This is a genomic window from Pedobacter sp. 01N416, from assembly GCF_056399685.1.
On record NZ_JBFTRT010000291.1, the window covers coordinates 1 to 13,496 of the forward strand.

The following is a 13,496-nucleotide window of genomic DNA, read 5'->3' on the forward strand; positions in this document are numbered from 1 at the left end:
AAAGAAAGTATTGCAGGTAACAGCGCTTTTTGCTGTAGCGAGGGTGCAGACTCAAAACCCGATTATAAAAACCATTTATGCATCCTATCAATTATAAATTAAAAATGAATACAGCAAGTAAAAGCATTTTTACGCTTGTCTCCGCTATTATCTTCAACTTAATAAATATAAGTACGCTTTCCGCACAAACTGTTTGGTTAGATCAATTGGATCTCAGCCCAACTACACAGGGCTGGGGCATACCTAAAAAAAACAGGTCGGTTGATGGCAACATCATGACCATCGCAGGCAAAACCTTTGAGCGTGGCTTTGGTACACATGCAGAAAGCTCTCTTTTTATTCAGCTCGGGGGCAAGGCAAATTCATTTACCGCGCAGGTTGGCATTGATGATGAGGTGAAAGGCAATTATCCCGCCGTAGAGTTTATTGTATTCGGCGATGGCGCGAAGCTTTGGTCGAGCGGTGTAATGCATTTGGGCGATACTGCCCGGCCATGTAATGTGAAACTTTCGGGTGTGAAAAAACTTGAGTTGCGGGTAACAGAGATAGGACACAACAACCATGCAGACTGGGCAGATGCAAAATTTGAGGCGGTTGGCGTATCAACTTTTGCTACTTTTTATCCTATCCCAAGTGAGCCCTACATTCTTACCCCTAAGCCATCGGCAAAACCGAAGATTAATAGCGCAAGCGTTTTCGGTGTCCGCCCAGGCTCTCCGTTTCAGTTCAGGATACCTGCCACCGGAGACCGGCCAATGACCTTTGTGGTTACCGGCTTGCCTCAGGGATTAAACCTGGATCAAAAAACAGGTCTTATCACCGGTAAGCTTGTAAAAGCCGGCACTTACGCTGTTCAATTGAACGCAAAGAATGCGAAAGGCATAGCCGAAAAAAGTTTACGCATTATCTGTGGAGATAAAATTGCACTTACCCCGCCAATGGGTTGGAATAGTTGGAATTGTTTCGCTGGAGAAGTTTCTGGTGATAAAGTTAAGCGCGCTGCGGAAGCAATGGTGAAAAGCGGACTTATAAATTACGGATGGGATTATGTAAATATTGACGGGTACTGGCAAAATAACCGCGATTCGAAAGATCCCGACCTGCAAGGTAAGCTGCGGGACGAGGCTGGTAATATAGTTCCTAATAAAAGGTTTGGAGATATGAAAGCCCTGACAGGCTATGTGCATGGTCTCGGTTTGAAKATCGGCATCTATTCCAGTCCTGGTCCCTGGACCTGTGATGGCGGTGCAGGTAGTTATGGCTATGAAAAGCAAGATGCCGAAACTTATGCCAAATGGGGTTTCGATTATCTGAAATACGATTGGTGCAGCTATGGAGGAGTGCTAAATGGAATACCTGATAACGACCCAAACAAAGTAGTCTCCATATCTTACAATGGAGGTTATCAATTGTCTACGGCCGTAAAACCATACAAAATAATGGGAGATTATATCCGTCAGCAACCCCGCGACATTGTTTTCAGCTTGTGTCAGTACGGAATGTCGGATGTTTGGAAATGGGGCGATTCGGTAGGTGGAAACAGCTGGCGTACAACAAATGATATAACAGACAACTGGTCTAACGTTAAAGGCATTGCATTAGCGCAGGATCAGTCTGCAGCCTGGGCTAAACCAGGTAACTGGAACGATGCGGATATGCTGGTTGTAGGACATGTAGGCTGGGGTAACCTTCATCCGAGCTTGCTTAGACCAGACGAGCAGTATCTTCATGTGAGCCTTTGGAGCCTTTTCTCTACTCCGCTCCTAATTGGTTGCGATATGGAAAAGCTGGACGCCTTTACCCTGAATTTATTGACAAACGATGAAGTAATTGCTGTTAATCAGGATGCGCTTGGCAAACAGGCTACCTGTGTTCAGACTATCGGAGATCTGCGTATTTATGCAAAAGAATTGGAGGACGGGAGTCGTGCAGTAGGCTTTTGCAATTTCGGCCTGGAGAAGGTAGATATCTCTTACAGGGAGCTGAAAAAGCTTGGTATTTCAGGAAAGCAAATGGTGCGTGATCTTTGGCGTCAGAAAGATATTGCAACAATCCATGCGGACAAAGAGGCGCTTTCGGTGAAGGTTCCGGCGCATGGAGTAACGCTGTACAAATTTACACCGGTTAAATAGCTATACAGTGCTTTTGTGCGAGCAAAAATTTAATGCATTATAAAAGATAAATACATGAAACTTAAATTTTCAATCTGCTCATTTTGTACATATTTACTGCTTTTAGATTAGCAATTGCACAAACTAATCCCGAGTTGGCGCATGCATGTCGCGTGTGCCAGCTAATGCAACGCCCATCCATGGCCTCATTTATTTTAACACACACCGATTCATGAAAGCAATTTTTAATTTACTACCGCTAATTCTTCTTTTATTTTTCTTTAAATCTAATGCACAACAAATCATGCATCATGATGCTGTCCAGACGGTGAAATTACAGGGCAATGCGGGGKGAAAGCGTTTCGATGGAATTGGTGTGGTAAATGGGGGAGGCGCTACATCGGTACTGTTGAAGGATTATCCCGAACCCCAACGCAGTCAGATTCTCGACTTCCTTTATAAGCCAAAATTTGGAGCTTCCGTAAGCGCACTGCTTGTTGAGATTCCCGGCGATGGTAATTCAACGCAGGGGTCTATGCCGAGTCATATGCACACGCGTAACGATCTTGATTACGCCCGGGGCTACACCTGGTGGATCTTACAGGAAGCCAAAAAGCGCAATCCCGATCTTAGCCTCGATGCTACCGCGTGGAGCGCTCCCGGATGGGTTGGGAACGGAAATTTTTGGTCGCAGGATGCAGCAGATTATTACGTTAAATGGCTTCAGGGACTTCGTAAAGTTTATGGCCTTGAATTAGATGCCATCGGCTGCCGCAATGAAAAGGGATCTGACTACAATTTTGCGAAGACACTCCGTTCTACCCTTAATGCCAATGGCTTTGAAAAAATTAAGCTTCATGGGTTTGATCTCTGGTGGAAAGACAAACTAGACTTCGTAAAAGACTTGTTAAAAGATGAGCAGCTTCRCAACTCCATAGATATTATCAGTGCTCACACATTTTATGAAGGAGATACCGCTTCCCAACAAGTTCAGGAAATGGCTCAGAAACTTGATAAACCTATCTGGAACACCGAGGATCATGTTTATAAGAAAGGCTTCGATTGCCTGATCAGTATTGTGGAGTGTTTCAACCGCAACTTTATTCAAAGCGGTGCTACCAAGATCGTGAATTGGTATGATATTGCAGGTGTTTACCCTATCGAGCCATATTCAGAAGATCCTGCTGCTGTACTGGCGCAGTCGCCATGGAGCGGACATTACCAGGTACGCGAGGCTTTGTGGGGTTATGCACATTATGGGCAATTCTCGAAAGTTGGATGGCAATACCTGAATGGGGGTAGTGTTAACCTTAAAGGTGGTGGAACTTTAGTAACCTTAAAGTCACCTGAAAAGGACTATAGCATCATTATCGAAACAAAAAACGCAAAAGCTCCACAACAAATCCGTTTTCAGATCAGCGAGGGGCTGTCTCTAAAACAGCTTTGCGTATGGCGTAGTAACGAGAAAGAGCATTTTGTACAGCAAGCTGATATAAAACCAACAAAGGGCACATTTACACTTACCTTAGCGCCCAATTCAGTTTACTCTCTTTCCACCACTAGAGGGCAGCAAAAAGGAAGCTTTGCTAATATTCCCGATACAAAGCCCTTCCCCTTTCCATATTATGAAACATTTGAGCAATATTCCTCGCCTAAAGCATGGGGGTATTTACCACGTTATACTGCTGATATTGTCGATGCGTTTGAAATCACTGAACGCCCGGATAAAAAAGGCAAGTGCCTGCGCCAGGTTGTTCCAGAGGGAACCAACTCCTGGGGACCAGATTGGCGGCCTTACAGTATTTTAGGTGATGCGCAGTGGAAGGACTATGAAGTAAGTGCTGATGTTTATTTAAATGCAGGCGATAATGCTGGGCTTATGGGTAGGGTTAACCACGTTGGTACCGGGTATGGATTTATTCCAAAAGGCTATTACCTACAGCTTGAAGACAATGGCAAATGCAGCATAATTGTAACCAGGGGAAAAGAAGATAAAAAGGAACTTACCGGAGATGCTGAACAACAAGCAATTATCAAAAAACAAAACGATGAAAGCAAAGGTGGAGAAAAGGTGCTTGGTGAAATCCAACTTTCAAATATCAGCCATAGCCAATGGCATAACCTGAAACTCCAATTCGAAGGATCTGTTATTAGCGCATTCGTTGATGAAAAGCAGGTACTACAAGTGACAGATAGTTTGTACACCCAAGGAATGGCAGGACTGATTGCTGGTGGCGGAAAAAAGCTCAGTACACCTTTTTACGATAATTTACTGATCAATGGCAAAAATGCTCCTGTGCCGAAACCCTCTCTTGCAGCACCAGGACAACTGCCGATCTATATCGTTAAATAATTCTAAAATTAATTGCAATTATAATATATACACAGACATTTAGAATGACAATAAGTATCAAAAAGATAGTTTTACAGGTAACAGCTCTTTTTGCTGCAGTGAGCGTACAGGCTCAAAACCCGATTATACAAACCATTTATACAGCCGATCCGGCGCCGATGGTATACAAAGATACCGTTTACCTATACACCGGGCACGATGAAGATAAATCGACTGTGTTTGTGATGAAAAACTGGCACTGTTTCACATCTACCGATATGGTGAACTGGACAGACCGCGGATCGCCCCTGTCGGTTAAAACGTTCATCTGGGCGAAGCAAGATGCCTGGGCTGGGCAATGCATTGCCAGGAATGGAAAGTTTTACTGGTACGTACCTATGACCCATGAAACGATGGGAATGTCAATCGGGGTGGCTGTTTCTGATAGTCCTACAGGTCCGTTTAAAGATGCGCTTGGAAAACCACTGGTTCACAGCGGTTACGGAGATATCGACCCCACAGTATTTATTGATGGCGATGGTCAAGCATATCTCTATTGGGGGAACCCTTATCTTAAATACGTAAAGTTGAATCCGGATATGATTTCTTACGCTGGCGAGGTAGTTACAGTGCCGTTGAATAAAGAAGGTTTTAATGTACGATATCAAGATGTTGATAAAAGACCTTCAGCATACGAAGAAGCTCCATTGTTTTACAAACGCAAAAACCTGTATTATATGCATTATGCCGCAGGAGGTGTGCCTGAACATTTGGCATATTCAACCAGTACAAGTCCTACCGGACCATGGGTTTACCGGGATACCACTATGCAGGTAATTGGCAAGGGAGGCGCTTTTACCAATCATCCAGGTGTGATCGATTATAAAGGCAAATCGTATTTGTTCTATCATAACGCTGCATTGCCAGGTGGTGGAGGTTTTACCCGTTCCGTTTGTGTAGATGAGTTTCAGTATAATAAGGATGGGAGCATTCCGCAGATAACTCCAACAACCGAAGGTGTAAAACCTGTTGAACATTTAAATCCATTCATCCGCCAAGAAGCAGAAACTATAGCCTGGGAGCAGGGAATTGAAACCGAACGCAGCAACAACGCCGGAGTTTATGTAACCGAAATCAACAATGGCGATTTTATCAAAGTCCGAAGTGTTGATTTTAAGAACGGAGCAGGAATATTTCATGCAAATATTTCATCGGCATCAGGTGGTTTTATCGAAATACATATGGATAGCCTCGAAGGAGAACTATTGGGATCCTGTGAAGTTAAAAACACAGGAGGCTTGCAAAGTTGGACCACCGTTTCAATTAAAGTAAAGAAGATAAAGGGTGTTCATGATATGTACTTTGTTTTTAAAGGCAGTCAAGGCGATCTGTTCAATTTCAACTGGTGGAGATTCGATAAATAAGATCTTCCCTAAAGAATAATTAATCAACTGAAAATTAACCCTTAACGGGTATTCGTTAAATAAAATAAAAAACATGTTTAGAAAAAAAKTCGCAAATGTTTCGCCAAAACTTACCTCCAATAATGCCAATCCTTTATTAGATTTTATGTTTACGGCCGATCCAACAGCTGTAGAATACAATGGAAGAATTTATGTGTATGCCACTAATGATCATCAACAGTATGAGCATGTAGGAAAGGATGGGAAAAATTCATACGAGCGTATCCGTACGCTGGTTATGATGTCTTCCGATGATATGGTTAACTGGACCTATCATGGTCTCATCAATACTGCCGAGCTGGCACCATGGAGTCAGAATTCCTGGGCGCCTTCCATTACATCCAGAAAGGAAGCAGACGGCAAGACACACTTCTATCTGTATTACTCCAATAGTGGTATTGGTACAGCCATGCTTACTTCCACCTCTCCGGTTGGCCCGTGGAAAGACCCATTGGGAAAAAACATAGTCGACCGTTCTGTTCCCGGTGTGGATGTTGATGCTCCATTCGATCCCGGAGTTGTGATTGATGACCAGGGTGCAGGCTGGCTTGCTTTTGGAGGCGGATCGCCTAAAACGAAATATATGCCAGATAATGCTAGAATCGTCAAGTTAGGAAAAGATATGATCAGTTTGGTCAGCGATGTTGCTAAAATACCCGCCCCTTATTTTTTTGAGGCAAGCGACCTTAATTTCATCAACGGAACCTGGGTTTATACCTATAATACAAATTGGGAAGAACGCACAGAATGGCCTTATAGCAATATCGACAAACCAACCAAATGCAACATGTCTTATATGACCAGTAAAACACCCTTAAGTCCGGAGAGCTGGAAGTATCGCGATAATTACTTTAAGAATACTGGCGAGGTTAAAGTGGGGCCTTTTACAAACAACCACACTCACCTTTTCAAGTTTAAAGAGAAATATTATATTGCTTACCATGCCATGTATTTACAGGATTATTTTGGTACCAAGGGTGGTTTTCGTAATGTGGGTATCGAACCAATACAGGTTGATGAAAAGAATGTGAATATCCCCATGGTCAACGCAACTTTTAAAGGTCCATCACAACTTAATCCACTAAATCCATTCGTGCTTCAGCAAGCAGAAACTACTGCAGGCACTTCGGGGCAAGTTCAGTTCGAAGCTGTTGGTAATCCAGGCAATATGGTTGCTAAAGGAAAAGCAGATCAACAATGTATTATGGTGCGGGGAGCCGATTTTAGCAAGCAGATTCCTGCCAAATTCGAAGCCAGGGTGAAAGGAAAAGGTAAAATTGATGTTTATGTAAATCATCTTAAAGGTACCCCTCTTGTTTCCCTTATATGTGATGAGAAGGAATGGACTACACGTGACCCTTATTGTACCATGTTTATACGCACAAAAAGCCACTAATCCCATTATTTATGCAGATGTACCAGATATTTCAATAGTACGTGTAGGCAATAACTATTACATGAGCAGTACAACGATGCACATGAGCCCAGGTGTGCCCATTATGAAATCGACAGATCTTGTTAATTGGAAAATTATCAATTATGCATATGATACTTTGGCAGATCTGCCGGCGCTAAATTTAACAAACGGTCAAAACGCATACAGCAAGGGTTCCTGGGCAAGTAGTTTGCGCTATCACAAAGGGATATATTATGTAACCACTTTTGCATACACCACAGGTGAAACCTATATTTTTAAAACAAAAGATATAGAAAAAGGAAATTGGGAACGAATTTCTTTTAAGCCAGCGTATCACGACCATTCCTTGTTTTTTGATGATGATGGCAAGGTATATTTAATTTATGATGCAGAAAGACTAAAAATTGTTGAATTAAATGAGGATTTAACAGGTGTTAAACCAGGCGTTAAGGAGCGGGTTCTCATCGATAATGCCAGCACACCAACAGGAAAAGAAGTGGGGCTTGGAGCTGAAGGATCTCAATTATTTAAAGTAAAAGGCAAATATTATTTATTTAACATTTGTGCACCACGCGGTGGAATGCGAACTGTACTTATACACAGGGCAGATCATATCAACGGCCCTTGGGAAGGAAAAATTGGCTTACAGGATAGAGGAATTGCTCAAGGCGGACTGATCAACACTCCCGATGGACGTTGGTTCTCTTATCTTTTCCGCGATTATGCTGCGGTTGGCCGAGTTCCTTATCTCGTTCCTGTCAAATGGGAAGATGGCTGGCCTGTATTAGCAGAAAACGGTAAAGTCCCCGAACAGCTAGACCTGCCGGCCAGTAAAGGTTTAATCCCAGGTATTGTGGCTTCTGATGAGTTCACCCGTAAAAAAGGCGAGCCTGCTTTGCCGCTGGCTTGGCAATGGAACCATAACCCTGATAATAGCTTGTGGTCTGTAACTGAAAGAAAAGGATTCCTGCGCCTCAAAACAGGAAGAATCGACACTGATTTTCTTCAGGCCAGAAACACACTTACACAACGCACTATTGGTCCAACCAGCTCAGCTTCTGTAGCCCTGAATGTTTCCAAAATGAAAGACGGCGATTTTGCCGGATTTTCAGCTTTCCAAAAAGAGTATGGATCAGTGGGCGTTAAAATTGATGCGGGTCAAAAATCGATCGTAATGATCACTACTGATCATGATAAGCCTGTCGAAGTACAGCGAATTCCATTGAATCAAGACCAAATTTACTTCAGAATCGATTGCGATTTTACCGGCAAGAACGATGAAGCTAATAATCTTTACAAGCTTAATGGAAAAGATGAAGCCAATTTCTTTTACAGTCTTGATGGAAAAGTTTGGAAAGCAATAGGGCGACCTTTGAAGATGAAATACGACATTCCACATTTCATGGGTTATCGTTTTGCTTTGTTTAATTATGCTACAAAAAATATAGGGGGCGCGGCCGACTTTGACTTTTTTCGCATAACGAATTCTATTCCCACAGAAAAATAAGGTTTATCCAATATTATAGACTGTAGATAATTTTATGAACCAAATATTAGGAGAAACGATAGCTGGCAGAACCTTAAGTTACTTGTTTAAGGATAGTTTGCGGAGGAATAATTCCCATGGCTACAGCTATTTAAGTGGTAAAAGTTTAACCATCCTGTTTTTTCTTTTGGTAAACTTTACGCTGGCAAATGCCCAAAGTAGGGCTAAGCTCACCGCTTTCCAAGCAAAGGATGTAAAATTAAATGCGTCTTGGATCCTTGAAAGGGAAGCCTTAAATACCACTTATATCGGTTCTCTGGATGCCGATCGATTGCTTCATAATTTTAGGATAAATGCCGGACTTCCATCTACGGCAAAGGCATTAGAGGGTTGGGAAAGTCCCAATATCGGCTTACGTGGTCATTTTGTTGGCCACTACCTTTCGGCTGTCTCGATGTTGATTGAAAGGTATCATGAGCCCGTTCTCTCCAAAAGGCTCGAATATATGGTTATTGAGCTTGCCAAATGCCAGCAAGCCCTTGGCAGGGGATATCTCAGCGCGTTTCCCGAATCTGATTTTGAGAAACTGGAGACAAAATTTACTGGAGTCTGGGCTCCTTATTATACTTATCATAAAGTGATGCAGGGGCTTTTAGATGTTTACACACGCACTGGGAACCAAAAGGCACTGGAGATCGTTAATGGTATGGCAGGATACGTAAAATTAAGGATGTCAAAGCTTGATAATCAAGCCATTGAAAGAATGCTTTATACCGTAGCGGCAAACCCCGAAAATGAACCTGGGGCAATGAACGAGGTATTGTACAAGTTATATAAAATCACAAAAAATCCAATGCATTTTGAGCTTGCAAAGCTATTTGACAGAGATTGGTTTCTGCAGCCGCTTTCCAAAAATCATGACATTCTTAGCGACCTGCATACCAATACCCATTTGGTTTTGATTAATGGCTTTGCTCAACGGTATATGCTTACCGGTGAGCAGGCATACCATGATGCGGTACTGAATTTTTGGAATATTCTTGAGCATGACCATACTTATGTCAATGGATCAAGTAGTGGTCCGCGCCCTAATGTAACTACGCCAACTTCGCTCTCTGCAGAGCACTGGGGGCTGCCAGGGCACTTGAGCAACACGATGACGAAAGAGATTGCTGAATCATGCGTTACCCATAATACCCAAAAGCTTACCGCCGAACTGTTCACCTGGACAGGAAAACCAACGTATGCCGATGCTTATATGAATGCTTTTTATAATGCGGTACTGCCTACCCAGAATGACCAGAATGGAACTTGCGTCTATCATCTTCCCCTTGGTTCACCAAGAACAAAGGCTTTTTTAAAGGAAAACGATTTTCGTTGTTGTAACGGAACGGCAATAGAAGCATTTGCAGGTCTTAATGCCAATATTTATTTCAGGGATTCATCAAGCCTTTGGATCAATCAATATATCCCTTCCCAGCTCAATTGGCGTGAAAAAAAACTTACCCTTAACCAAACGGGTAATTTTCCTAAGGACAAGGAGGTTTTGTTTTCTTTTTCAACTGAAAAGGATATCCGACTAACCGTTAACTTATTTGTTCCCTCATGGGCAAATGAGTTGAAGATTTATGTGAATGGGCGCTTGCAATCCCAAACTGCTGTTCCAAATTCTTTTGTGCGGCTGGATAGGGTCTGGAGAAACAAGGATCAGATTAAATTGGTATTTGATTATCGCTTTAGAATCGAGCGCATGCGGGATGACATGAACAAAGTTGCTTTTTTTTACGGTCCTACATTGTTGGCTTTCGATACCGATACCGAACTCGCATTGAGGAGCAAACCTGAGCAGTTATTAACAAACCTATCCATAATTGATTCTACATCTTTCCAATTGAAGGATGGTAAGCATGTTTATACCTTACGTCCTTTTTATGGTATAAGCAATACACCCTATGGTGTTTATGCATCGATCAGGGAATATTAGACCATTTAATTGTTAGTGATTTAAGCACCTTTATGCATTCTGCTTACCTACAATTTTCCTGTTTATTAAAAAATATCAAAATATAAGCGTAGCTTGGTTATGTCAATATTAAACAGCCGTTTTGTAACCAAATTTTATTTCAAATTAATTATTTGAAGGTAATAATGCTTCTGTATTGAGTAGAATATATGTTTCGGATTTTAATTTTAATAAGCACATTCCTACTGTGTAATTCTCTTTTTGCTCAAGAAAGTTTATACCAATTTTCTCATCTGGATATTGCTAACGGCTTATCTGATAATCAGGTAAAAGCCATATATAAAGATCATAAAGGGTTTATGTGGTTTGGAACCCAAGCCGGCCTCAACCGCTATGATGGACATGAATTCCATTTTTTGTTATGATGCGAAAAGTAATACAACCACCAGGTATGCGCATAAAAATGGAATAGTAAACTCCTTGTACACTAACGAAATAAGCTATTTTTTGGATGACCAGAAAGGTAATTTGTGGGTTGTTTATACCAACGGCGTTCTTGATAAGTTTAACCTGAAAGAACAGCGGGTAACAAACAGGTATTTTGCAATAAACAAACGTTTTGGAGGTCAGTTAAGCGATTTCCACCTCAGCCACGATTCTGGAGGCAATATTTTTATTTATAATATAAGTAACCCTTTCGGCTTGTATTATCTTAATGAAAAAAGTAACACTTTCCGTTATTTTGGAAAGAAGCCGGATCATTCAGGCCTCAGTTCGAATAATGTAAGTTCCATTATAGAGGGAGATGATGGAAATATCTGGATCGGGACCGATCATGGTGGAATTAATATCTTAAATAAGCTAACCAACAAAATAAGTTATATTTTAAGTAAAGAAGATGACCCCAGGGGATTAAAGCAGAACAGCATTGTTACCTTATACAAAGACAATAACGGAATAATCTGGATTGGCACCTTTAAAAAAGGGATCTGTTACTATCATAAAAGCATCTYTAAGTTTCCGCGAAATGAGTATTTAACAGGGAAAAATACGATATATAAAGACGTTAATTCATTTGCGGAAGATAATAAGGGGAATTTGTGGATTGGAACAAACGGCACGGGTTTGCTGTATTTAAACAGAAGCACAGGCGAAATTACAGCATATCGTAATAATCCTGCCAACAATAACTCTTTAAGTAGTGATGTTGTTGTAAGCCTTTACATCGATCATTCGGGCCTCTTGTGGATTGGAACCTATTTAGGCGGACTTAATTCTTTTGACGGAACTAAATTTACCCACTATAAGCATACTACAGATCCTTCCAGCCTTTCAGATAATCGCATTTATGCCCTATTAGAAGATTCATCCAACAGGCTTTGGGTTGGTACTTTAAGTAGTGGATTGGACCTGTTTGACCAGAATACCAAAACCTTTAAGCACTTTAATTCGACAGTTAAGAACACACTAAATTCGAATATCATTAATTGTTTATATGAAGATAAATTTAAAAGAATCTGGATTGGTACTACCCGTGGAGTTAGTATGCTGGATCCCAAAACCTTTAAATTTACCCATTTAATTAATAACAGTAAGGATACGAACAGCCTGATACCCGGTAATGTACATTCCATTATCGAAGATAGCAGAGGATGGATGTGGATAGGCACCCGTGAGGGTATAAGTATATATAATCCTGCAACAAAAACCTTTAATAATTTAAGCGAGGAAGTCGGGCTGCCCGAAAGTGCTGTTTTGGAGTTGCTTGAAGATGAAAATCATCATATTTGGTATAGTTCGCAAAAAGGCCTTTACAAGATCTCCGTGGTTGCTGAAGGGGGAAATTATAGATTTAYATACAGTAAATACAATGAGGCCGACGGATTGCAGGGGCCCACATTTAATATGAATGCTGTATACAAAACAAAAGCCGGTGAACTGATTTTTGGAGGGGCAAACGGCTTCAACATTTTTAGGGCGGGCCAAATTACTAAGGAGCAGTATCCTTCAATACTGGTAATAACGGGCTTAGAAATGTTTAACCATAACATACAGGTTGGAGAAAGTATTAACGGCCATATTATTTTGCCAAAAACAATAACAGAACTCGAAAATTTAACCTTTACCTATAAAGAAAACATCTTTTCACTCGAATTTGCATTGCTCAATTATATTAACCACAGCAAAATAACTTATAAATACAATTTAGAAGGATTCGATAAACATTGGCTTACAGTTCCTGCAGAAATGCGTAAGGCCACTTTTACAAATCTTGATCCCGGAAATTACACCTTTCATGTAAAAGCTTTTAACGGAAACGATCCTGTACCACTGGCAGAGTCGCACTTGAAAATTACCATTTTACCTCCTTTCTGGCGAACCACATGGGCATATATACTGTATATTTTAGCAATTGGCTTTTCACTCCTGTTTATCCGGAATAGAGGGATCAAAAAGTTAAGGAAGGAATTTGCCTTAGAGCAGGAAAGGATCCAGGCCAGGCAATTACAGGAGCAGGAGAGAATTCAAGCGTTGCAATTACGACAACAGGACCGGAAAGAAGCTGAAAGATTGCGTGAGTTGGATTTATTGAAAATTAAATTTTTAACAAATCTGAGCCATGAATTCAGAACGCCTATTTCATTGATTCTTGCTCCTGTGGATAAACTATTAATTGAGACCAAAGAAACTGGACGTTACGGTCAGCTGGCCATGATTAAAAGG

General features: G+C 41.3%; 8 protein-coding genes. All 8 read left to right on the forward strand.

Features of this window, described 5'->3' with window-relative positions; genetic code table 11:
• Window positions 1-104: 104 nt before the first annotated feature.
• A complete protein-coding gene (locus AC1DND_RS16310) occupies window positions 105-2,132 on the forward strand; it encodes an NPCBM/NEW2 domain-containing protein (protein WP_477583174.1) in 2,028 nt (675 codons plus the stop codon).
• A gap of 211 nt (window positions 2,133-2,343) precedes the next feature.
• Entirely contained in the window at window positions 2,344-4,464 is a 2,121-nt protein-coding gene (locus AC1DND_RS16315) for a 3-keto-alpha-glucoside-1,2-lyase-like domain-containing protein (RefSeq protein ID WP_477583176.1), read from the forward strand.
• A gap of 44 nt (window positions 4,465-4,508) precedes the next feature.
• Window positions 4,509-5,867 carry a glycoside hydrolase family 43 protein gene (locus AC1DND_RS16320; protein ID WP_477583178.1) on the forward strand — a complete coding sequence of 453 codons (1,359 nt, stop codon included), beginning with the start codon at window positions 4,509-4,511 and terminating at the stop codon, window positions 5,865-5,867.
• A 73-nt stretch (window positions 5,868-5,940) separates the two neighbouring features.
• A complete protein-coding gene (locus tag AC1DND_RS16325) occupies window positions 5,941-7,302 on the forward strand; it encodes a family 43 glycosylhydrolase (protein ID WP_477583179.1) in 1,362 nt (453 codons plus the stop codon).
• Window positions 7,238-8,830, forward strand: a complete 1,593-nt coding sequence (locus tag AC1DND_RS16330) for a glycoside hydrolase family 43 protein (RefSeq protein WP_477583181.1) — start codon at window positions 7,238-7,240, stop codon at window positions 8,828-8,830. The genes AC1DND_RS16325 and AC1DND_RS16330 overlap by 65 nt, the downstream gene beginning before the upstream one ends.
• Window positions 8,831-8,864: 34 nt before the next feature.
• Window positions 8,865-10,793: a beta-L-arabinofuranosidase domain-containing protein gene (locus AC1DND_RS16335; protein WP_477583182.1), complete on the forward strand. Its 1,929-nt coding sequence runs from the start codon at window positions 8,865-8,867 to the stop codon at window positions 10,791-10,793.
• A gap of 188 nt (window positions 10,794-10,981) precedes the next feature.
• Window positions 10,982-11,197: a two-component regulator propeller domain-containing protein gene (locus AC1DND_RS16340; protein WP_477583184.1), complete on the forward strand. Its 216-nt coding sequence runs from the start codon at window positions 10,982-10,984 to the stop codon at window positions 11,195-11,197.
• Window positions 11,175-13,496: ligand-binding sensor domain-containing protein (locus AC1DND_RS16345; protein WP_477583186.1), on the forward strand; the 2,322-nt coding region annotated here is incomplete at its 3' end. The genes AC1DND_RS16340 and AC1DND_RS16345, both read left to right, overlap by 23 nt.

Coding starts and splice junctions, on each gene's coding strand:
- AC1DND_RS16335 (WP_477583182.1), top strand. CDS start 8,865: ATGAACCAAATATTAGGAGAAACGATAGCTGGCAGAACCTTAAGTTAC.
- AC1DND_RS16330 (WP_477583181.1), top strand. CDS start 7,238: ATGAGAAGGAATGGACTACACGTGACCCTTATTGTACCATGTTTATAC.
- AC1DND_RS16340 (WP_477583184.1), top strand. CDS start 10,982: ATGTTTCGGATTTTAATTTTAATAAGCACATTCCTACTGTGTAATTCT.
- AC1DND_RS16320 (WP_477583178.1), top strand. CDS start 4,509: ATGACAATAAGTATCAAAAAGATAGTTTTACAGGTAACAGCTCTTTTT.